The organism is Rickettsia bellii RML369-C (genome assembly GCF_000012385.1).
Taxonomy (GTDB): Bacteria; Pseudomonadota; Alphaproteobacteria; order Rickettsiales; family Rickettsiaceae; genus Rickettsia; species Rickettsia bellii.
Window position 1 is genome coordinate 1,067,431 of record NC_007940.1, and the last position, 22,496, is coordinate 1,089,926.

Sequence of the window (22,496 nt, forward strand, 5' to 3'; positions counted from 1 at the left end):
AAAAACAAGAATTTAATCTTATGAGTGCAAACATATTAATAGTAGACGATATAGAAACGAATATTAAATTACTAGAAGCAAAGCTTTTAAATGAGTATTATACTGTTTTTAAAGCAAGCAGCGGCAAAGAAGCATTAAACATTTTAAAAAAAGAAAAAGTAGATATAGTACTACTTGATGTTATGATGCCTGAGATGGATGGATTTGAAGTATGCAAAAAAATTAAATCTGATCCTGAAACTACCCATATTCCGGTAGTAATGGTAACTGCTCTTTCTGATGTTGATGATCGTGTTAAAGGGTTAGAGGCTGGTGCAGATGAGTTTTTGACAAAACCAATTAATGATAATGCTCTTTTTATAAGAATTAAATCATTATCAAGAATGAAGAGCTTAATTGATGAGTTAAAAATTCGTAATAGTACTAATGCATTACTTGGTGGTATTAATGTTGAAATACATGATAATTTTGCAGATAAAAAAATATTGCTAATTAACGATGATGTAGTACAAGCTAAGAACATAAAACAAATGTTGCTTAAAATTACATCTAACGTAAAAGTAATAAGTAATTCTGAAGAGACAGATACTATAAATGAATATAAACCTGATCTTATAGTGATTAGTAGTACTCTTGAAAATGAAGATCCTTTAAGAGTAGGAGCTATTTTAAGAGGCAAACCGGAAATAAGTGGAGTAATATTAATTTTACAAATTTATGAAGATGAAAACGGAAACGAAAATCAAATGCAATTAGTTATGAAAGGATTTGAGCTTGGCATTAATGATTATTTTGTTTATCCTATTGATGAAAGTGAGCTAGCTGCAAGAATTAAAACACAATTAAGACGTAAGCAATATCAAGATAATTTACGTAACGATTTAGAACAAAGCGTAAATTTAGCAGCTAAAGACGGATTAACAGGTTTATTTAATCGCCGTTATTTTGATGTACACATTAAGCAAATAGTCGAAAAGGCTAATAAAGAAGGCATGAAATTATATTTGCTTATGTGTGATATCGATAATTTTAAGCATGTAAATGATACTTATGGGCATCAAGCAGGAGATAAAGTTTTAATAACCACTTCTCGTATTTTAAAAAATACCTTTAGAGTAACTGATTTAATAGCAAGATTTGGTGGCGAAGAATTTACTATACTTTTAAATGATATAAATATTGACCAAGCAATATATACAGCAGAGCGAGTTAGAGTTAAAATAGAAAGTATGAACTTCCAAATAGATGAACAAGAAAAACCTTTAAAAAAGACTGTATCTATAGGAGTTACAGAGTATAAAAAATGTGAGTCAATTGAAGAATTTATTGAACGCTCGGACAAAGCTATGTATGAAGCTAAAACAACTGGTAAAAATAAAGTTGTAAAACTATAATTATGAATAAAACTTCTAAAAAACATCTAGCACTACCTTATAGACCAGGCGTTGGTATGATGATATTAAACGCCGATAATAAAATATTTGTTGGTAAGCGAATAGATACTAAAATCTCTGCATGGCAAATGCCGCAAGGTGGAATAGTACCTGGCGAAACCCCAAGTATTGCAGCTATGCGTGAAATGTTAGAAGAAATAGGAAGCAGCAAAGGATATATAATTGCCGAAAGTAAATGCTGGTATAGTTACGATGTACCAAGTTTTTTAATTCCTAAATTATGGGACGGTAATTTTCGCGGACAGAAACAACGCTGGTTTTTAATTAGATTCACTGGCACTAACGAAGATATTAATATAAACACTCTTAATCCAGAATTTGACGAATGGCGTTGGGCATCACTTGATGAATTACTATCAATTATTATTCCATTCAAACGTAAGCTCTATCAAGCAGTAGTTAAAGAATTTGAATCATTAATACAATAGACATTGCAAACAATTAAAAGCGTTGTTGCACAGCACGATTTTCCTCCCATCATCCCGTGGTTTATACGACATTGTTACGTGGATACCAAATCGTCATTGCGAGCGAATGAAATGAGCGTGGCAATCCAGAAAAAATAATAAAAAATACTAAATAATATTAGTATTTTTTAACTGGATTGCTTCGTCAATTACTTCGTAATTTCCTTAGCTCAGACGGAAAAATTGCTCCACACAACAACGCTTACCGTGGCTTGGGAACTAGATTCAGAAGTTTGACTTTTAATACTAATAATTTTAGCATTTTAACTTGGATTCCGCAATCGAGTCGCAGGGTGACAATGGGAAAACCAAGCCATGCAACAATGTCGATCAAGCCATATAAAATTCATGATTCAGGTAAACTTTTAACTTTCTTGCGTTCAGGTAATAAATAATTTTCTGTTGAAATTACTCTCTTACCGGTTTTATTTTCTAAAGAAATTCTGGCATTTTTAGCTATACCCCCTCCTATTTTACCTGCAACCTTATTTTCTTCCATACCTATTGCATTATTAGTTTCTGCTACTTGACGAGTAGATAACTCAGCAAGAGCAGTAAAAATTAATTCCGCTTCATTCATGTGATCACGTAAATTTTGATTTTTTAAACCTTTTATATTTTTATGCTCTCTGACGCTTATGTCTGCCCATTCTTGATGAATAACATTAGTTAGTATTGCAAATTCATTCTCTTTGGTTACTTCATGATTCTTCCAGTAATCAGTTAACTTATTCCGAGTTTCCTGTCCCATCATACGTTGTTGAATCCACTTATCACTGCGACCATGTCGTTTCCAATTTTCCCTTGCTCTATCAACAGATTTTTCAGGATCAGAGATTTCCTGAATCCTTTCATAACCTACTTTAGCAAGCCATTTTTTAAACGGTTCTGCTTTTGGTGAAGGAATAGATTGTATAATACGCAGCAATGATTCAGTATTTGCACAGTCTGTTAACCTCATTTTACCGTCGGGTGCTTTCAGTTTCAACTCGTGACAAAATGTCACGACTTCACTTTTTTCTTCACTTAATCTTTGTTTAAGTTTACGCCAATAAGCACCAGAATCAACACTATCGGTTAATGCACCTACTACATCAATTACAGAAAACCACCACTCGTTATTATACAAAATTCTTCTGATATTTTTATCCTTAAAAGCTACTAATTTATTAATTTCATCGTTATTATTCATTGTATTTCATATTAATTTTTATGAATTATAGAGGCTCTAAATAAATATTACAACTAATATTAGAAATAAAAATAGTAATAGTAAGAAGTAATTAATAATTGCAAAACTAGTATGTGAGTACGAAATATTATAAAAATATTGTTACCAATTTTTAAAATTATACCTATAGTTTTTCCTTACAATGACCTTTCGAAATTATGGCTGGGTTAAAGTTACAGTAATAGTATCTTGATAATTACCAACATTAGCAAGAGGTTGAGCAGGCAGACTTGCATATATAGTATAATTTCTAGTAACTGGTCCAAGAGCAAGCAAATAGCTATCTTGAATTGTTACTGTACTGCTTGTTCCATTACCAAGTATTTGACTATGAGCAGCATCTTTATATAAATTGTAGGTTAGCTTATTACTGCCGTTAAGCATATTTCTCGGGTTATAAATGTTTGCTGAACCGGTACTAAATTTTAAGGTATAGCTCACAATTAATGAAATTAAAGCACTACAAGTGACTGAAGCCGTAACTGAAGTAGTTTTGCTAGACGACGTACTAACATTACCAAATCCCACAGTTGGTACAGATACGCTACACGTTGCCATGGTTTGACCTGATAAAGCTAAACTAATTAAAAACACTGCAACCAAATATCTTATTCGCATACTATCTCACCTAAATCAATTATCGGATCATTTAAATCTTTATTAACGGGTATACTAAAATGGCAACATTTACTATTTTCTACATTTTCATTACAGACAGAACCATTTAATACTTCAAGATTTTTTATATCATTTATATAAACTTTTCCATTGTAACCAACAAATAACTCTTCATCTATTCCCTCAATAGTAACGGTGCTATCAAGAGGCATGAAATGTTTATTGCTATCAAATATTGTCATTTCCACACTTCTAACAATTTTAATACCAAAGTCTAATTTTACTGCCGATTTCGTTTTTGGTGCAATATTTAATGCAATATCGGAAAACTCTGCATTAAGAGGTAGTTTTTCATCATCTAATCTTATTTCAGATGGAATATAAGGGGTTACGTTTGGAATAAGTATTTTACCTTTATCATCTGTATAACCAACTAGTTGATTATTATTGTACACTCCAACATCTTTCATATCGCTTACCTTAACTAAGGCAATACCTCCGGTAATTGGTCTTGTCATATAATAATTCTTATCAATAGAGACCACGCTACCTTGAATATTGAACTGTTTAGTTGTTGATGCATCATTTTTATACAAATAGAGTCCCATATCATTATGTTCACCATTACGATTAACTTGTACATTATAATTTGTAGATTTAGCTTTAATTAAGTTAGCACTATACCCCCAACCCATATTTGAGCTAATCGGTGATGAAAAGCCAAGCTGTTTGATATGGTAATTATTTTGATATGAATCGATAAGTGAAACACTTCTATTATTATCTAGATTTAAATTAAAGGAAAGATAAGCAAAATTACCTGTATGCCTATTCTTTAAATCTGTACCTATAGTAAAGTTTAAGACGCCTCTTTTGGTAATATTTTTTTGGTAAGTTACTGATATAATATTTGATCTTTTATTTTTGAGTGTACCTTTTATAGCATAAGTTAAAAAATTTACGCTTATATTACCAATATCGCCATTACCATAACTTGCTGAAATTTGATATCTTAAATTTGAATAAGTTTTATTAGGATAGTTATACACGTCTCTATAATTTTTATTATTCCAATCTAAATTACTATTAAAATCAAAATATTCTGATTCATAAGTATATCCGCAATTAACTCTTTGAGAATGTCCAAAGTTTTTGATATTACTTGCTAATGAAATTCCAGCCACTCCATAATTACCAATTTTAAAATTACTAGTTGTGCCAACAGTTCCATTATTTTTCAAAAACTCAAAATGTCCCCCACTTGTTAAATAATCATTTATACCAAGCATATAATCAGTATTAAGAATTAAATATTTATAATCATTACTCTTAATAGTAAAATTTTGTCTTTGAAAACCTGTTTCATACGAAAAATCAGAAAGTCCAGGACGTAGTAAGCTCGGTGCTGCATAATAAGGAATGGTAATTGTTTTGATTTTACCAGTTATATCCTGCGTTTTAACTATTAAATCCCCCCTACCCGTAATAACCGGAATGTTGCTTATATCAAAATCGCCCATTCTAGCTTTTGCATTATATATAGGAATATTATTAGAAAATAATTCAACGCTACTAGGAAGCTCTGATTTTCCCCTGAAATCAAGTAAAGGATAAGTGATTAAATTTGGTCGCACAGAAAAATTAGTAGCATATTGAATTCCAGCAAATCTAGTTGAATTAGACCAAATAGCCGGTTTTGTAAAACTATCACCCACTCGCCAATTGGTCATTTTATTTTCATTTTCATATGTCCAATTAGTTTCTAAACGAGTGAATTTATTATAATTTTTTTGAGCACTCCTTACTTTGGAAAAATTTGAATTAACGGCTTTGCTTTGAAATAAAAAGCTATAACTATATACGCCGTTTTCAGTTGCATAATCCAATTCCTCTACCCCCGCTAGATAATTACTATTATCATCTTGAGTAAGGGTAAGGTTATAATTGAAATATGCTCCATTAATTAGCTTATTGTCAACTTCCTTAATAGGCATCTCAGTAGCATTAAATGATTGACCTTGCATTTTTTCGGTAGGAAAAATAATATCTAAATCTAAATTTTCATGATTTAAACTATATTTAGTGCCTGTTAATAAATCTAAATTAACATATTGTATATCATGATAAGTCACTAAGCCTTGTTTTAGATATTCTTCCTGCACGTTAAAATGCTCAATATCTTCAAGGGGGATTAGATAATTCCCTTGTTTATTTTGCATAATTGTCGGGAATATATCCGTCTCTACATAATTTACTTTTAATGAAACAATTAATTCACTATCATCTGTAATTTCTGCATAGCTCAATGAATTAAATAAAATAATACCTATAAATAATGATATTATTTTATATAAAAAGCACATGGCTTTGATTTATTTAAATTAAAAAATTTTTAGCTGGAAATTGTTATGGGTACGTTAAATTCGACAATAAAATCTACTGTTGAAGTGATAGTATTATCTATTTTTATTTTATGTGCTAATTCTTTTACAGAAATTCTATAAGCATTTTCTGCTGTGGAAACATTTTTTTATCCTTTACAGCAATCCTGATTATCTGGATTTTACCACCCTGTACAGGGAACATTAAAGGTGTTGCTATCAAATCTTTTGTTTCTTTATATTCTTCTTTGCCGTTTTCATATTCTCTTTTTAATACTGTTAACTGAAAACTTCTTTCCATTAGATCATTATTTTGTAATTTTATGGTTGCTATTTTATCATTTTTATTAATATTTATTTTTACCGGCATAATAGTAAAATTAGCAGCAGAGGATAGATTTGAAAATAATACCAGTGAAAATATCACTAAATTAAAATATTTTTTTAACATATGACCTTATAATTATTAAGTTTAGATATTTATGGGATTGTTATGCTTACTGCAATTTGATCGCTATAATTATCTACCGGTACAGTAGTTTGACCTGATGGTATACGACCATAAACAGTATAGGTTTGAGCAAGACCAGTACCTGCTCCTGGTGGTGAATCACTATTATTTGCGTTATTTCCCCAAATAACAGTTCTAGCAGAATCAGAATAGAGAAAATACTGAAGTAAATTACTAGCACTTGCAGCACCTTTCATCTTACGAGTACTAGTAGAGCTACTGTTTTGACCTGAATCTAATTTTACATGATAACCTGTGCCAGCAGTACAAGTTACAGTAACAACCGATGTTTTATCGCTATTATTTTGAGAAGTATAGGGATCAAAACCTAAATTAGTTGCTGAAATTGAGCAATAAGGCTGAACTGTTGCAGTAACTGAAAAATTTACAGAAGTAGCAAAAATTTTATTGCTGTTTAATATTAAAATACTAACAACAATAATATTACGTAGGACCTTAAGGTTATTCTTCATAAATATCCTGTATTAAATTAAAAATAATTAATTTCTATTATTAATCTTTTACAAATCTTAACGATTTTACAAGGATAGTTTAAAAAACAATTATATTTTAAATGATTTTTATGATATTTTTCTCACAGAGTTTTTAAAATCATAAATTTGTTTTATTTTATATCTATTCTATTATTAATTAAGAAAATAATATTATTGTTGTACTGTTAGTAGAAAATGTATATAGTGCGTTTATAGTGAATTAATATTAAACGATTATAAGTGTCTACATATAAGAAAAAAATTGAAAAGCCAAAGTGATATAATTGGTTATGACCAAATCAAAATATAATTGACTATTACATTTGACCATTATAATATAAAAATAATTTTACTTTTTGTGCGATATAAAATGTCTACTAAAATAGCAATCAGTTACTTTAAATCTCATTGTCTTGAAATAATAGATAAATTACAAACAGATAAAGAATCTATTATAATTACTAAAAGAGATAAAGCTGTAGCTCAAATATTGCCTATGGATACTAAAAAAATTTCATTATTCGGTATGCTAAAAGATAAAGCTGAGATAAAAGGTAATATATTAGAACCAATAGAAGAAAAATGGAACGTAGAGCATGAATAACCCTTTAGTATTAGATACTCATGTTCTACTATGGTCATTATTACAACCTAAAGAATTATCAGAAGAGATAAAACATAAAATTAATCTGGCACAAGAAAATTCACAATTATTTTTAAGCTCTATTTCCTTATGGGAAATAGCTATGCTTAGTTTTAAAAAGCGTATTTGTATTTATGAACCTATAAAAGATTTTCTGAATTCTATAACAGATATTAATGGATTAGCCATTAAAGATATTTCTTCAGAAATTGCAGCTGAAAGCATTTCTCTTATGGATGATTTTCATGGCGATCCAGCCGATAGAATTATTGTAGCAACAGCAAAATGTCTTGGAGCTACATTACTTACTAGAGATCAAAAAATTCTTACTTGGGCTAAGTTAGGGCATATTAAATCAATATCTATTTAAACATTATAATTAATAATAATTGATTATTTCGCCAATATTCAATAAAATCCTGTTTTAAAATCAAATATAAAAAATAATGCATAATACTGATGTTTTAATAATAGGGGCAGGTCCTGTTGGATTATTTGCTATTTTTCAAGCAGGAATGTTAGGAATGAAGTGCCATGTAATAGATGCACAAGAGGTTATAGGCGGTCAGTGTATTACTCTATATCCTGAAAAGCCTATTTACGATATACCAGCCTACCCTAAAATTGCCGCAGCAGATCTAATAAAACAATTAGAATTGCAAGCAGCTACGTTTAATCCGGTTTATCACTTAAACCAACAAGCGGTAGAATTAAAAAAAGAAGGTGAATTTTTTGAAGTAAAAACCTCAAAAGATATTGTTATTAAAAGTAAAGTAATTGTTATTGCAGCTGGAGCTGGCTCATTTGGTCCTAATAAGCCTCCTCTTGCAAATATTGAAGAATTTGAGAATGAATCAGTTTTTTACTTTATTAATAACCGCAGTAAGTTTACAGGTAAAAATATAGTTATAGCAGGTGGCGGTGATTCTGCTGTTGATTGGGCTATTTCTCTTTCTGAAATTGCTAATAAAATATATCTAGTTCACAGACGTGATAAATTTAGAGCAGCAAATGAGAGTTTAAGACAATTAAAAGATATAGCAGAAAGTGGAAAAATTGAGTTAGTTACCGGCTATCAACTAGATTCATTAGAGGGAAATAATAGCGAACTTCAATCAGTTATAGTTAGAGACTTACAAAATAATACACGGAAGCTAAATGCTAATATATTATTACCGTTTTTTGGTTTAAAGCAGGAGTTAGGTAATTTAGTAAATTGGGACCTTGATATAAAACTTCATCATATTGAAGTTGATCCTGTATATTACCAAACTAATATTTCAGGTATATATGCTATTGGTGACGTTGCTCATTATAGCGGTAAGCTTAAACTAATTCTTACCGGTTTTGCCGAAGCAGCAAGCAGCCTTCATCACGCTTATGGTAAAGTATTTGATGGCAATGCTCTACATTTTGAATATTCTACTACTAAGTATACTCAATAATAAATATAGAAAACATTCTAAATATCACTCTAGTGTTATGTAGCGTTATGTTTGCTTGCATGGAACGAAAAGCATCTTATATGTCATTCCTGCGAAAGCAGGAATCCAGAAAAAAGTACAAATATAGCAAGTTTCTAAAATTAAAAGCTCGATTTATCTCGCTTTATACTGGATTCCTGCTTTCGCAGGAATGACATATAACCCATATAACAACACTATAAATAAGTTTCAGAGAGAAAAACAAAAGTGAATAACGTAATTGACGGCAAAGCTTTAGCAAATGAAATATTGAGTGAATTAAAGCATGAAGTTCAAAGGCTTAAGGATAAAACAGGAGAATCACCAAAACTAGCAATAGTCTTAGTTGGTGACAATCCTGCAAGTATTATTTATGTCAAAAATAAAATAAAACATGCTAATAAAATAGGTATTGATACGCTGTTATTAAATCTTCCTATTACTATAAAAACAGAAGATTTAATAGCAAAAATCAGTGAATTAAATCTTGATCAAAATGTTTCAGGAATCATAGTTCAGCTTCCTTTACCAAACTCTATAGATAAAAATAAAATCTTATCTGCTATCTCGCCTTCTAAAGATGTTGATGGTTTTCATCCTTTAAATGTTGGTTATTTACATAGCGGGATTGATAACGGATTTGTACCCTGCACTGCTCTTGGCTGCCTTGAAGTAATTAAGAAACATGAACCAAATTTAAGCGGTAAAAATGCCATAATTGTTGGACGCTCAAATATCGTTGGCAAACCTTTGAGTGCATTACTCTTAAAAGAAAATTGTAGCGTAACTATTTGTCACTCTAAATCACAGAATTTAAGTTCTATTACCTCCAAAGCCGATATTGTTGTTGCGGCTATCGGCTCACCTTTAAAACTAACTTCTGGATATTTTAAACCAGATGCGATAGTAATTGACGTAGGAATTAATAGAATCGGCGGCAATAAAATCGTTGGTGACGTTGATTTTGAAAATGTTAAATCTAAAGTTAAATATATTACCCCCGTCCCTGGTGGCATCGGACCTATGACTATTGCTTTTTTGCTCAAAAACACAGTACAGGCATTTAAGATATATAGCTAAGTGCATTTTTTATTCTATGTCATTCCCACATAAGGCTTGCCCCACATGGATCGAAAAACGCTCTCGGTGTCATCTAGTTGCTTGACCACAGCATCCAGAAAATAGTATTTTTTAGCTGGCTCTAGTTCATAAATCACGGGATGACAGGGGAAAATGATCCACGCAGCAATACCTCAAAGCAGAAATATACTTTAATATTAAACTCCCCTAGAATTACTGAACTCTACAGATACATCGCCTAATGCTTCAAGACTAATTTGTTGCTCGGTATTTATAGTTTGAGCATCAATTATTTGATTAAGATGTTTTTCTAAAGCCAATAGTTTTGCTTTTGTATTTTTATTATGATTTATAATATCTTGTATATTTGTATATATTTCTGATAAATCATTCGCATTTTTCTCTAGCTTTTCTATTTTTGCAGAAATACTAAATTCTATTATATTTTTATTATTATAAGCACCATCTTTCAACTCATTTAATAATTTATTAATATCCTCTGAAATTATTTTTTTTGGTTGAGATTCCTCACATTTTTTTTCATTTTCTTTTTGCTTTTGTTCTTTATATTCCTCATGACTCTTTTGTAATAATTCACATATATCTTCAAAGCCTTTTTGTTTTTCAGCTAAGCTCAGTGCAGACTCACCTTTAAGTTCACCTTTACTAATAACATGGTTAATAATATCTAAGGAATTATCTTCAATCATTCTAGAAATCAGCATCTTACAAACTACTTTCATACCTTTTTGTGCAGCTAAAATTAAAAGCGTTCTATCACTAACATCAATATAGTTAATATTTTCTTTAGATGTTACTGGAATAAGCATTTGACAAACCACATCTAAATCATTCCATATAGCTTTCCTTAATGCAGAATCCTTATGTCTATTTTCAGTGACATTAATAACTTCATCGAACATTATAGGAATAAGTTTTATACAAACTTGAGGCAAATTTTTATCAGCTGCTAAAGTTAAAGCTGTGTGTTTTCTTGCATTTATAACATTAATTGCTTCATTAGACATTCTTGGAGCAAGATTTTCACAAACTCCTTTAAAACCTTTAATGGCAGCTAAAGTAAAATATGTTTCTCTATGTTCTACATATGTTTCAATAATACTAATATCTTTATCAGACATTCTTGAAACAAGTACTTCGCAAACTGCTTCTAATTTTTTATTGAGAGCTAAAGATAAAGGTGTATTACCATAAATATTAGGTTTAGCTAATTCCTCATTTTTCATTTTTGGAATTAATGCTAGAACTTCTAAAGAGTTTCTTGATTTTATTGCTTCAATTAATTTATTGTATAGTGTTCCATCTGGCTCATTAGATGAACTTCTAAAAAAAGCAAACATAATTTATCCTTATTAAATTTTATCACCTTATTAACTTAAGGTTAATTTAAAGTTGTAAAAATAAGTTTGAAAATGCAACAGAAGTTTAATTAATGATTTACATATAACGACTTAAAAATAATCTAGGTAAGTGTTTATCAATATGGAATAAAAGGAAATAGTATAAAGTTTAATAAGTAGCAATAATTACTACCTATAATTTTACAAAATATAATAAATATCTTAAGAGGTTTATATTATAAAAAACTTGTTTCATCTTGCTTTATGTTGGATTTAGTTAGCAAGTCGGTATTGTTGCGTGGATCGGTTTTTTCGTCATTGCGAGAAGAAACTTTAAGTTTCGGTGAAGCAATATCAGGGGGCTTAACGAGATTGTCTCCGCCCCCTTCTACGAATCCCCTCGTAATGACGACTAAGCTTTATCTCACTCTAATATCCCTCAATGGTAGCACCTAAAACTTTTGAATCATTATCTATCTTAAAATGTTCTATTTCTTTTAGAAATGTTTCTTCCAAGGTTGCAATATTATATTTGGTAATTTCGTTAGCTGGAAGAAATTTTAAATATTTATTTACTGTTTCTATAACTTTAGTTATTTCATTTATATCTTTTACAAGAGCTTGCAGGTTATTATTTGCATTTCTTGCATCATCAGTTATTTCCTCCGTATTGGCTGTTTTTTTAGTAACAATATTATTTAGCTTATCAATTTTAGCCGATATACCCTCTAACATTGTTTTTATTGAAGAGCTATCCTTATTACTTATTTCACAATTTAGCTTATTTATTAATTCTTCAAATGTTGCAATCTTTGCTGATAATACTTGTTTACCAATAACCTCTTGTGCTTTTAATTGCTCTTTTAATTTATTATGTTCTATCTTCTGCTGCTCAATTACTCTTTTAACTTTTATCTCCACACCAAAAATAGCTTTTTTTGTAAAATTATTTAAGAGTGGTTTTACAAGATTTTCTATTTCTCTTTTATCTTCGCTGCAATTAATAGAATTAGCAGCGTCCCATATATTATCCGCAGCTTGTTTTATTTGCTCCTGATCTATAGTTATTGTCTTAATTTTATTATTTAATTTATCTTTGAGTTTTTGAAAATTTATTTCACATAATAAATTACATATATCTTTAAATTTTTTATTTTCAGCTAAACTTAATGCCGTATCACCCCTATTATTAACCTGATTGATAGCTTCATATGGCATTTTAGAAGCAAGCCTTTCACAAACTGTATATAACCCCTTATTAGCAACCGACATTAAAATTGTGTAGCCATTATCATTAGCTTTGCTAAATTCTTTGGGGTCTATTTCGTTAATATATCTAAGTGCTTTTTCTTCGTTTTGTTCTTTTATTGTGTTTATAAAATTTTCATATGGTCCGTACCATAATTCTATCATTGTTTGAACAAGTGTTTTAACCATAACTATTTCTTTATTAAAAATTGGTAATAATTAAGGTTATAAAAATAAGTTTGAAAATGCAACAGAAATTTAATTAATGATTTACATTAATTACTTAAGAAAGCAGTTTTATATATTGTTTTCATGGCTTTAATAATTAAACTTTAGATTGGCGGTACTACAATTTGTTTTATTTTATTAGTATAACCTTTTTATACTTTATTTGCAATAATATTAATATAAGATTTTCTACTTATGATTTACTAATAAAGAAAGTATTAAAAATTTATAGATTTTTTTATGAAATTTGTTATAAGGATTTAAAACAAACTAGCTTATACATATGCTAAGGATAGAAAAAGCTGAAGATGCATGGTTATTTAAAGGAGCAATTGTAGCATTTAAACCTAAAAGCTTTTATTATGGCAAAAACAGAGACAATATATTTAATAACGAATTTGTATTTGGACTATTGGGTGATAGGTTTTTTCCTCATATAATGGGTGGCAAATATCTATGTTTATACTTATTTCAAATAGGCAAAACTACAAATGAAAATATTTATTTAAATTCAGATAAGCTAGAATTAAATGAAGCAGGTTACCTAGATATGAGATTTGCTAATTTAAAAGAAATAAAAACCTTGAGGCATTTAGTAGATTTTAATTATATAATATTAAATAGCTTTAATAAAACTTATACTATTTACATGTTAAATAACATTTTAACCTATGACCCTGATATTAACTTATTAGATATAAACTATAATAAAGATACTCTCGCTATAACCTTAGACTGGCATAATTATAAAGAAAAAGAAAATACTAAAATATTAGGTTTTGTGGACATTTCTAATTGATTCTCATTGCAACTATAAATTAACTTCTATATTATTCCATAATATATTGATTGTTTTAAGCTCTTAAATTATTTATATGCAAATTAATTATTTGATAAGACTATTAGCTATGTATAAACAAATTTTAAAAAACATCGAAAATAAGATAGAAAGTAATAATATGACTCTTAAAACTTTAGAAGGGTTAAAAATATTTGGATTTGAAAACGCTAAGCGTGAGGGACTTAGCAACGTTCTCTTAGAGCTTTATAGTATTCACACAGGATTATTACATAAAGCTAATAATAAGTATGAACAAGATTCAGAAGCCCAACTAAAATTATCTGTTGTAGACACTTTGATAGGGGATATTAATAATTTCCTTGACAACCACCCTGAATAATAAACTGTTACAATGTTTTAAGTACTTAGGTTCTCCTATATCTTTAAAGTGCGATAGGATGGAAATTATAAAGTTATATTAGGAGTATAACGCTTAAATATCAGATTTATCTGGAATACATTCATGATTTTTAAAGTAGTTCGAAAATTGCAAAAAAAAGGAATTTAGTAAACCTAGTATTCTCTAACCTTTCTTTAAATACCAAAAAACTTGATTTTAAGCTATGTTTGACGTTTGATGTGTTATAAAAAAATACCAAGAACTGGAGAATGGTGGGTTTGAGAAGACTTGAACTTCCGACCTCACGCTTATCAGGCGTGTGCTCTAACCAGCTGAGCTACAAACCCATAGTTAATTAATATTTTTAGTGTTTTGCTGTTTATCTTTTTACCTATTACTTATTAGGTTTTTCTCACACTTGTCACCAAATAGGGCTGAATTAACTATAGAATGCGAAGTTAGGATAAGAAATTATTTTAACTTCGGTAAAACGGTTAAATAATATGGTGAGCTCGCCGGGATTCGAACCCGGGACCCTTTGATTAAAAGTCAAATGCTCTACCAACTGAGCTACGAGCTCTTAAATATATATTTATACTAGGTGTCATCCCACGACTTGTCCAGCGTTGTTGTATGATTCATAATGTCATTCTCAGCAACGGCGGGAATCCAGAAAAAAGCATAAATACAATAAGCTCTTAGAAATAAAAGCTCGATTTATCTCGCTTTATACTGGATTCCTGCTTTCGCAGGAATGACATAACAATTAGACCACCGTAGCCAATTTTTGAAATAAATCAAATATTGGTATATATTTAAAAATTATGTTTTACTTTATCGCTGAAAAAGGCTAATCTGTCAACAATTATTTTCGGATTTAATTTAAATAAGGTAAATTCATGAAGCATCAAGACGTTGCTATAATTATCCCTTCCCGTCTTAGCTCAACTAGACTTACACGTAAACCTCTACAGCTAATCGGCTCATCTACTTTAATCGAACGTGTATTTAAACAAGTAAATCAAACTAATCTTGAACATATTTATGTTGCGACTGATTCACAGGAAATAGCAAGCGTAATTGAAAAGCTCGGCGGAAAAGTTATATTTACCGATAGTAATATTCCAACCGGTACTGATCGTACTTATGAAGCTTTTAAGTTAATTCCAAATAATCAAAATATTAATTATATAGTTAATGTGCAAGGTGATATGCCTTTCATTGAACCGGAATCAATTTTAAAAGTAATAGAAGATTTAAAAAATAGCAAATATGATATTGTAACTCCTGTAGTAAAAGTAGAGAAAGATTCAGTAGAAGCTGCAAGTAATGTTACTGTAGCTATTGACTCTAAAGGAAAAGCCATATATTTTTCACGTAGTCTTATTCCAAATGGTGCGGAAGAATTTTTATATCACGTGGGGATGTACGGATTTCGTAAAAGTGCTTTAGAAAGATTCGTTGCTCTTGAACCGACATTTTTAGAGAAAACAGAACGCTTAGAGCAATTACGACTTCTTGAAAATGGCATGACAATCGGCACATGCTTAGTTAATAACGTCCCCATTTCGGTAGATACACCTGAAGATTTAAGCAAAGCAGTAAAATTTTATGAAAAGAGTAAATTAGTTTAAAGAATGGTGCGTTTTATCTTTATTACAGGCGGAGTAGTTTCATCTTTAGGTAAAGGTCTAACTGCCGCTTCTCTTGCAATGCTTTTGCAAGCAAAAGGTTTTAAAGTTTGTTTACGGAAACTAGACCCTTATTTAAATGTTGACCCTGGAACAATGAACCCTCATCAACATGGCGAAGTATATGTTACCGATGACGGGGCTGAAACCGATCTTGACCTCGGGCATTATGAGCGTTTTACAGGGGTGCCTGCTTGTAAGTTTGATAATATCACAACAGGTGCTGTATATTCGAAACTACTTAAGGAAGAAAGATTAGGAAATTATACCGGTCTTACTGTACAGGTTATTCCGCATGTTACAAATATAATAAAAGATTTTATACTTTCCAACACTAAAGGTTTTGATTTTGTACTTTGCGAAATAGGCGGTACAGTAGGCGATATTGAAGGGTTACCTTTTTTTGAAGCCATAAGACAAATCGGAAATGAATTAAAAAGCAAACAATGTTTATTTATTCATCTAACTTTATTACCATATGTTAAAACTGCTCGTGAGCTAAAAACTAAACCTACTCAACATTCTGTAAAAGAACTCCGCACTATCGGTATTTCGCCGAATATTTTAGTGTGCCGAGCAGAACGCAAAATTGCTAAAAGCGAAATAGAAAAAATAGCTCTATTTTGTAATATAGACCCTGAATATGTTATTCCGGCAATAGATCAGAAAAATATATATTTAGTACCTCTTGCTTACCATGATTATGGACTTGACAATAAAGTGTTAAAATTTTTTAATCTTACTATTGCACCTTCTAAATTAAATAGATGGCATGATATAATTGAAAGATTAAAAGAATCTCATTCAAAGGTACGAATCGCTATTATAGCTAAATATCATAAATTAAAAGATGCTTATAAGTCGGTAATCGAAGCTCTTGACCATGCTGGTATATATCATAAATATAAAGTTGATTTAGTATGGATAAATGCAGAAAATGTAACCAATGAAAATATTTCTAAAAAATTATTAGGTGTTGACGGAATATTAGTGCCAGGTGGATTTGGTGAGCGAGCAACAGAAGGAAAGATCTTAGCAGTAAATTATGCTCGAACTAATAATATACCTTTTTTTGGTATATGTCTTGGGATGCAGCTTGCTGCTATTGAAATAGCTCGTAATTTAGTAGGTCTTAAAGATGCTGTAACGGAAGAGTTTAAAACAGCTGGTACAAAAATTATTGAAAGAATAAGCAAACATGATGAGGATTTTAATCCATCAGATATCACAATAGAAAATATAAAAAAGACCATGCGTCTTGGTTCTTATACATGTAATTTAGTATCGGATAGTATTACTGCTAATGCATATGGAGAACTTAAAATAAGTGAACGACATCGTCATAGATACAAATTCAACAATGATTTTCAAGATATTTTTGAAAAAAATGGCGTAAAGTTTAGCGGATTTTCAGAAGATAAAAAGATTGTGGAAGCAATTGAATTACCAAAACTATTATGGTTTGTGGGGGTACAATTTCATCCGGAGTTTAAATCAAAACCTTTTGAAGCCCATCCTCTATTTATTAGATTTGTTGAAGCTGCGATTAAATATAATAAAAATAATTAACAATATATTATGATTTTATTTAAAAATCTTGACATAACTTTTAATATAGTCTAGGTTGCATTGGAGTTCTTTAACACTCTATAAAATAAGCTCATAGGTAAATTAATGGACGCCGTGAATTCTAACTTCACCTTTTGGAACAGAGCAAGAAACAGTAAATTTAGGCATATAGTATGGCCGATTAGATCATATGAATTAACCAAATTCATACCTATGGCTTTGTTAATGTTCTTTATTTTACTTAATCAAAACCTAGTTCGCAGTATTAAGGATAGTTTTGTTGTTACTTTAATTAATACAGAGGTACTTAGTTTTATCAAGCTTTGGGGTGAAATGCCAATGGGTGTTTTATTCGTTATTCTTTATTCTAAGCTCTGTAATTTAATGACTACAGAGCAGGTTTTTAGAATAATTACTAGTACTTTTTTGCTTTTTTTTGCTTTTTTTGGTTTTGTTCTATTTCCATATAGAGAATTTTTTCATCCTGATCCTGAATTAGTCAAACATTACATAACAGTACTTCCGCATTTAAAATGGTTTATAATTATTTGGGGACAATGGAGCTTAGTATTATTTTATATAATGGGTGAGCTATGGCCTGTAATAGTTTTTACTCTCTTATATTGGCAGCTGGCAAATAAAATTACTAAGGTCGAAGAAGCTCCTAGGTTTTACTCATTTTTTACTTTATTTGGACAAACCAATTTACTAATTTCCGGAACAATAATTATCTATTTTGCTAAAAGCGAACATTTCCTATTGCCATTATTTTCTCATTTAAGTGATACCAATGAAATTCTTTTAAAATCTTTTGTTAGCATTATTTTAGTCTCAGGATTAATTTGTTTAGCTCTGCATAAATTTATTGACAAAACAGTCGTAGAATCAGACAAAAATATTAAATTTAAAAATCAAAGAACAGATATATTGAAATTAAGCTTAATTGAAAGTACAAAAATAATATTAACCTCTAGATATCTTGGTTTTATTTGTATTCTTTTGATTTCTTATTCGATGAGTATTAGCTTAATTGAAGGACTATGGATGTCCAAAGTAAAACAATTATATCCTGATACAAAAGATTTTATTTCATATCATGGTAAGGTATTTTTTTGGACAGGGGTACTTACTTTAGTTAGTGCATTTTTAGGAAGCAATTTAATTAGATTATGCGGTTGGTTCTGGGGAGCAATTATTACTCCTATTATGATGTTTGGAGCAGGCGTAATGTTTTTCTCCTTTACAGTTTTTGAAAATCACTTAAAAAATATCATAGATACACTGGGTTATAGCTCACCGCTTATTGTAATAGTTTTTATCGGCGGTTTGTGGCATGTGCTTTCTAAATCCGTAAAATACTCACTTTTTGACGCTACTAAAGAAATGGTGTATATTCCGCTGGATAGCGAAATGAAAACCAAAGGTAAGGCTGCAGTCGATGTTATGGGAACTAAGATCGGTAAATCGATAGGTGCTATTATTCAATTCATATCCTTTAGCATCTTTCCAAATGCCGTGCATAATGATATAGCTGGCTTATTAATGTTCAGTTTTATTATAGTATGTTTAATATGGCTATACGGCGTAAAAGTCTTAGCAGAGTACTATAACAAATTGGTAAAACGTTAAAATCATTTTCATTCTGTCGCAGCTCTGCCTGCATGGATCATTCTCCTGCTGTCATCTCGTGATTTATGAACTAGATGACTACCTTAGGGCGTTTTTCGATCCACACGGGCAATGCCTTCCCGCAGAAGCGGAAATCCAAGAAAAAAAGTCTAAATACAGCAATTTTTTAGAATATAAAAGCTCGATTTATCTCGCTTTATGCTAGATTCCTGCCTCTGCGGGAATGACATAGAATAAAAACTGTCCGGTACTATAGTATAATACATACATACAAAAAACATATTATAAATAATACGATGTCAAATTTTCATAAAGAAGGTTCTACAGTTTTTTGGAAATGGTACGGAAAAAAGCTCAAGGGTACAGTTCAAAAAGTTTATTATGATCCTATAATTAAAAAGATTAAAGATAAAGAAATTAAACGTAACGCTAGTGAGCAAAATCCAGCTTATTATATTAAAGGAGATAATGACAAACACGTCTTAAAATTACATTCTGAACTAATTAATATATAAATTTCATAATTATGAACAAAAAATATCAAATCTTAATATGATTGATAATAAATAAATTAAAAATCATCGTAAACTGCCTAAACTTGCTTTAGCTGTCATTCTTAGCTTTTATTCATGCTATTATTAAACTTAATTCTTATTGACCTATATTATGGATGTTGGTACAGCATGTTTCAAAAAGGTCTAGACAAGATGAATTTAAAGGTGAGTCTGCACAGCGTAGATAACTACGTGAACACAGGCAAATCCTACAAAATTCGCTTGTATCTACCTTTATGGAATGTGCTGTACTTATAAAATAATTTTCTCAACAACTACAAAAGCTACACAAATGGGGTAATCATCAGAAAGGGAAAGATGGATATTAAAAGGAGGAAGTTTTTGAGTATAGAGTGAATCTATCTTTACTATTGGCTTGCCTAACTCATCATTAAGCAGCGTGATATCTTTAAAATTAATACCACGCCCTATACCAACGCCAAAAGCTTTACTAATTGCTTCTTTAGCAGCAAAACGCTTTGCCAAAAAAGTAACATGACTTTCTTTCTTTAGCAAAGCAAATTTTTTTAATTCTTCGGTATTTAAAATTCTTTTAGGAAAAATTTCTGGATATAACTTTATTATCTTTTCAATTCTAGGAATCTGTACTATATCCGTACCAACACCTATAATCATTTATTTATCTTCAAAGTCTTCACCGGTTTCTTCAGTAAAAATTTGATCATCTAAATCAGAATAATCTTCTCCGATATAAACTTCTGGTAAATATTCAAATTTTTCTTCTAAATCTTCTGACTCATCTTGTTCAACAATAGGCTCTATTCTACTTCTTGTACGTAGGCTATTAATAAAATCTTGTTCCAACTGAGCTACTGATACTTTTCCGGAAGCAATTCTGCGTAATGCAATAACCGGAGGTTTATCACGCTTTTCTTTCTTGCTTTGATTAGTTTCTACTTTATAGTTTAATAACTTAGCATATCTAGTTGCATAAATAACTAGCTGAAACCTATCAGGTATAACTTTACTACAATCTTCTGTTGTAATTCTTGCCATTATTCTCTCCGTTAAAATAATAAATTTTTTATGTTATTAAGTTCTTGTGTCATCTAGTTGCTTGCTATGTGTTATTGCATGACTCATATATTATTTCCGCCTACGCAGTGCGGCATTGCCTGCGTGGATCGAATAACGTGATCGGTGTCATCTAGTTGCTCGACCACGGTATCCAGAAAATAATAAAAAATACTAATTTTATTAGTATTTTTAACTGGATCCCGTGAATAAATCACGGGGGATGACAGGGGTAAATGATCCACGCAAGCCAGCCTTAAGCAGGAATGACATACAAGGCATTTTTCGAGCCATGCAACAACCTAGGTACAAATCACGGCATGACATTAACCTATAACAATAAATAATTTGTATTATACTCTTTTTATATCCGCACCGCAATTATTTAATTTCTTCTCTAAATTCTGAAAACCACGATCTAAATGATATATTCGGTGCAATACTGTTTCACTATCAGTACTTAGACCTGCTAATATCAACGATACCGAAGCTCTAAGGTCACTTGCCATAACTTCCGCACCTTTTAAGCCTTTAACACCTTGTACTATTGCTTGATTACCTCGCACTGTTATATCTGCACCCATTCTACATAATTCAGGCACGTGCATAAAACGATTCTCAAAAATATTTTCGGTAATTATTGAAGAACCTTGGCTAATAGTCATAAGACTCATGAATTGTGCTTGTAAATCGGTAGCAAAGCCTGGATATGGATTAGTTTCTAAATTTACAGCATTTAACTTATCTGCATAAGTTACCTGCACTCCATTATCTATAGGCATAACTTTTATACCTGTTTCAATCAGTTTTAAAGCGATATTTTCTATGATATGATAATCAATGCCGTAAAGTTTTAAATCACCTTTAGTAATAGCTGCGGCAAACATATAAGTCCCTGCCTCTATACGATCAGGTAGAACCCTGTAACTTGCTTCACTTAAAGAATCTTTGCCGTTTATTCTTATTTCGCTTGTACCAATTCCGGAAATATCTGCACCCATCTTATTAAGACAGTTACATAAATCCACTATTTCAGGCTCTCTAGCACAGTTAAATAGCAATGTTTCACCATCTGCTAGAACGGCTGCAAGTACGGCATTGATAGTAGCTCCAACCGAAATTTTATCAAAAATGAAATGAGTACCTTTTAAACGCCCTGCCGTTGAAGCATTAATATAACCATCTTCAATTGTAATTTCAGCTCCCATAGCCTTTAAAACTGCAATATGCAGATCTACTTGTCTTGCTCCAATAGCACAACCACCAGGTAGAGATACTTTTGCTTTACCATAACGGCTAAGCAGAGGACCAAGCACCCAAATAGATGCTCTCATCTTACGAACTATCTCATAATCTGCTGTTAAGTTATTGATATTTGCAGCATTAATTACTAATTCGAACTCATTTTCATGTTCTATTATTTCAATGCCTGCTCCATGACTTTTTAGCAATTCTTTCATAGTACTAACATCCGTTAATTTTGGAACATTAGTAATATGTAGTTTATCGGTCAGTATAGAAGCTGCCATAATAGGAAGCACGGCGTTTTTAGCACCGCTAATATTGATAATACCTTTAAGAGGTTTACCGCCGTGAATAATTAATTTTTGCATAAATATTTTGTGATGAATTTTAACGTCATTGCGTGGCTTGGACCT

22 protein-coding genes and 2 tRNA genes are annotated in these 22,496 nt (G+C 30.6%); 12 read left to right on the forward strand and 12 right to left on the reverse strand.

The annotated features are described in order from the left end of the window. Positions 1 to 20: 20 nt before the first annotated feature. Both RBE_RS05030 and RBE_RS05035 read left to right on the forward strand, forming a co-directional pair. Positions 21 to 1,394, forward strand: a complete 1,374-nt coding sequence (locus RBE_RS05030; RefSeq protein WP_011477634.1) for a PleD family two-component system response regulator — start codon at positions 21 to 23, stop codon at positions 1,392 to 1,394. A gap of 2 nt (positions 1,395 to 1,396) precedes the next feature. Further along, positions 1,397 to 1,882 (forward strand): RNA pyrophosphohydrolase, encoded by a 486-nt coding sequence (locus tag RBE_RS05035; protein WP_011477635.1) that lies wholly within the window; start codon positions 1,397 to 1,399, stop codon positions 1,880 to 1,882. Between the two features lie 385 nt (positions 1,883 to 2,267). On the opposite strand, the gene RBE_RS05040 is transcribed toward RBE_RS05035, so the two are convergent. The 5 genes from RBE_RS05040 to RBE_RS05065 form a co-directional block, all read right to left on the reverse strand. Further along, entirely contained in the window at positions 2,268 to 3,113 is an 846-nt protein-coding gene (locus tag RBE_RS05040; RefSeq protein ID WP_011477636.1) for a BRO-N domain-containing protein, read from the reverse strand. A 195-nt stretch (positions 3,114 to 3,308) separates the two neighbouring features. Further along, the gene (locus RBE_RS05045) at positions 3,309 to 3,770 is read right to left on the reverse strand and encodes a spore coat protein U domain-containing protein (RefSeq protein WP_011477637.1); all 462 of its coding nucleotides are present in this window, start codon (positions 3,768 to 3,770) and stop codon (positions 3,309 to 3,311) included. Continuing rightward, positions 3,761 to 6,076, reverse strand: coding sequence for a fimbria/pilus outer membrane usher protein (locus RBE_RS08020; protein WP_228368730.1), 2,316 nt, complete (start codon positions 6,074 to 6,076; stop codon positions 3,761 to 3,763). Before RBE_RS08020 ends, RBE_RS05045 begins: the two co-directional genes overlap by 10 nt. Positions 6,077 to 6,257: 181 nt before the next feature. Then, positions 6,258 to 6,602, reverse strand: a complete 345-nt coding sequence (locus tag RBE_RS05060; RefSeq protein WP_011477639.1) for a fimbria/pilus periplasmic chaperone — start codon at positions 6,600 to 6,602, stop codon at positions 6,258 to 6,260. A 29-nt stretch (positions 6,603 to 6,631) separates the two neighbouring features. Next, positions 6,632 to 7,135 (reverse strand): Csu type fimbrial protein, encoded by a 504-nt coding sequence (locus RBE_RS05065; protein WP_011477640.1) that lies wholly within the window; start codon positions 7,133 to 7,135, stop codon positions 6,632 to 6,634. Between the two features lie 391 nt (positions 7,136 to 7,526). Between RBE_RS05065 and RBE_RS05070 the strand changes: the two genes are divergently transcribed. From RBE_RS05070 to folD, 4 genes are all read left to right on the forward strand, one after another. Continuing rightward, positions 7,527 to 7,760, forward strand: a complete 234-nt coding sequence (locus RBE_RS05070) for a type II toxin-antitoxin system Phd/YefM family antitoxin (protein ID WP_012151844.1) — start codon at positions 7,527 to 7,529, stop codon at positions 7,758 to 7,760. Further along, positions 7,753 to 8,169, forward strand: a complete 417-nt coding sequence (locus RBE_RS05075) for a type II toxin-antitoxin system VapC family toxin (RefSeq protein ID WP_011477642.1) — start codon at positions 7,753 to 7,755, stop codon at positions 8,167 to 8,169. Before RBE_RS05070 ends, RBE_RS05075 begins: the two co-directional genes overlap by 8 nt. A 76-nt stretch (positions 8,170 to 8,245) precedes the next feature. Then, positions 8,246 to 9,244: an NAD(P)/FAD-dependent oxidoreductase gene (locus RBE_RS05080; RefSeq protein WP_011477643.1), complete on the forward strand. Its 999-nt coding sequence runs from the start codon at positions 8,246 to 8,248 to the stop codon at positions 9,242 to 9,244. Between the two features lie 246 nt (positions 9,245 to 9,490). Next, on the forward strand, positions 9,491 to 10,342 hold the full coding sequence (gene folD, locus RBE_RS05085) for a bifunctional methylenetetrahydrofolate dehydrogenase/methenyltetrahydrofolate cyclohydrolase FolD (protein ID WP_011477644.1): 852 nt from the start codon (positions 9,491 to 9,493) through the stop codon (positions 10,340 to 10,342). 197 nt (positions 10,343 to 10,539) lie between these two features. Here folD and RBE_RS05090 read toward each other — a convergent pair whose 3' ends face one another. Continuing rightward, positions 10,540 to 11,703 carry an ankyrin repeat domain-containing protein gene (locus RBE_RS05090; protein WP_011477645.1) on the reverse strand — a complete coding sequence of 388 codons (1,164 nt, stop codon included), beginning with the start codon at positions 11,701 to 11,703 and terminating at the stop codon, positions 10,540 to 10,542. Positions 11,704 to 12,132: 429 nt separating this feature from the next. After that, positions 12,133 to 13,140: an ankyrin repeat domain-containing protein gene (locus tag RBE_RS05095; protein ID WP_011477646.1), complete on the reverse strand. Its 1,008-nt coding sequence runs from the start codon at positions 13,138 to 13,140 to the stop codon at positions 12,133 to 12,135. Between the two features lie 322 nt (positions 13,141 to 13,462). On the opposite strand from RBE_RS05095, the gene RBE_RS05100 reads away from it, so the two are divergent. Both RBE_RS05100 and RBE_RS05105 read left to right on the forward strand, forming a co-directional pair. Continuing rightward, complete coding sequence (locus tag RBE_RS05100; protein WP_011477647.1) at positions 13,463 to 13,978, forward strand: hypothetical protein; 516 nt, start codon at positions 13,463 to 13,465, stop codon at positions 13,976 to 13,978. A 109-nt stretch (positions 13,979 to 14,087) separates the two neighbouring features. Further along, positions 14,088 to 14,360: a hypothetical protein gene (locus RBE_RS05105; RefSeq protein ID WP_228368731.1), complete on the forward strand. Its 273-nt coding sequence runs from the start codon at positions 14,088 to 14,090 to the stop codon at positions 14,358 to 14,360. Between the two features lie 270 nt (positions 14,361 to 14,630). Here the strand turns inward: RBE_RS05105 and RBE_RS05110 are convergent. Both RBE_RS05110 and RBE_RS05115 read right to left on the reverse strand, forming a co-directional pair. Further along, a tRNA-Ile gene (locus RBE_RS05110) sits at positions 14,631 to 14,707 on the reverse strand. 157 nt (positions 14,708 to 14,864) lie between these two features. Beyond that, positions 14,865 to 14,940: transfer RNA gene (locus RBE_RS05115), tRNA-Lys, on the reverse strand. A gap of 319 nt (positions 14,941 to 15,259) precedes the next feature. Between RBE_RS05115 and RBE_RS05120 the strand changes: the two genes are divergently transcribed. The 4 genes from RBE_RS05120 (at position 15,260) to RBE_RS05135 (ending at position 19,764) form a co-directional block, all read left to right on the forward strand. Continuing rightward, on the forward strand, positions 15,260 to 15,994 hold the full coding sequence (locus RBE_RS05120; RefSeq protein ID WP_011477649.1) for a 3-deoxy-manno-octulosonate cytidylyltransferase: 735 nt from the start codon (positions 15,260 to 15,262) through the stop codon (positions 15,992 to 15,994). 3 nt (positions 15,995 to 15,997) lie between these two features. Next, positions 15,998 to 17,620: a CTP synthase gene (locus RBE_RS05125; protein WP_011477650.1), complete on the forward strand. Its 1,623-nt coding sequence runs from the start codon at positions 15,998 to 16,000 to the stop codon at positions 17,618 to 17,620. Between the two features lie 105 nt (positions 17,621 to 17,725). Then, positions 17,726 to 19,249, forward strand: a complete 1,524-nt coding sequence (gene tlc2 / locus RBE_RS05130) for a nucleotide exchange transporter Tlc2 (RefSeq protein ID WP_011477651.1) — start codon at positions 17,726 to 17,728, stop codon at positions 19,247 to 19,249. 296 nt (positions 19,250 to 19,545) lie between these two features. Further along, positions 19,546 to 19,764 carry a DUF2945 domain-containing protein gene (locus RBE_RS05135; protein ID WP_011477652.1) on the forward strand — a complete coding sequence of 73 codons (219 nt, stop codon included), beginning with the start codon at positions 19,546 to 19,548 and terminating at the stop codon, positions 19,762 to 19,764. Positions 19,765 to 20,055: 291 nt separating this feature from the next. On the opposite strand, the gene acpS is transcribed toward RBE_RS05135, so the two are convergent. The 3 genes from acpS to murA all read right to left on the reverse strand — a co-directional run bounded on the left by acpS (position 20,056) and on the right by murA (position 22,451). Continuing rightward, positions 20,056 to 20,439 carry a holo-ACP synthase gene (gene acpS / locus RBE_RS05140; protein WP_011477653.1) on the reverse strand — a complete coding sequence of 128 codons (384 nt, stop codon included), beginning with the start codon at positions 20,437 to 20,439 and terminating at the stop codon, positions 20,056 to 20,058. Then, positions 20,440 to 20,820, reverse strand: a complete 381-nt coding sequence (rpoZ, locus tag RBE_RS05145) for a DNA-directed RNA polymerase subunit omega (RefSeq protein WP_011477654.1) — start codon at positions 20,818 to 20,820, stop codon at positions 20,440 to 20,442. A gap of 371 nt (positions 20,821 to 21,191) precedes the next feature. Further along, a complete protein-coding gene (gene murA, locus RBE_RS05150; protein ID WP_011477655.1) occupies positions 21,192 to 22,451 on the reverse strand; it encodes a UDP-N-acetylglucosamine 1-carboxyvinyltransferase in 1,260 nt (419 codons plus the stop codon). Positions 22,452 to 22,496 lie beyond the last annotated feature (45 nt).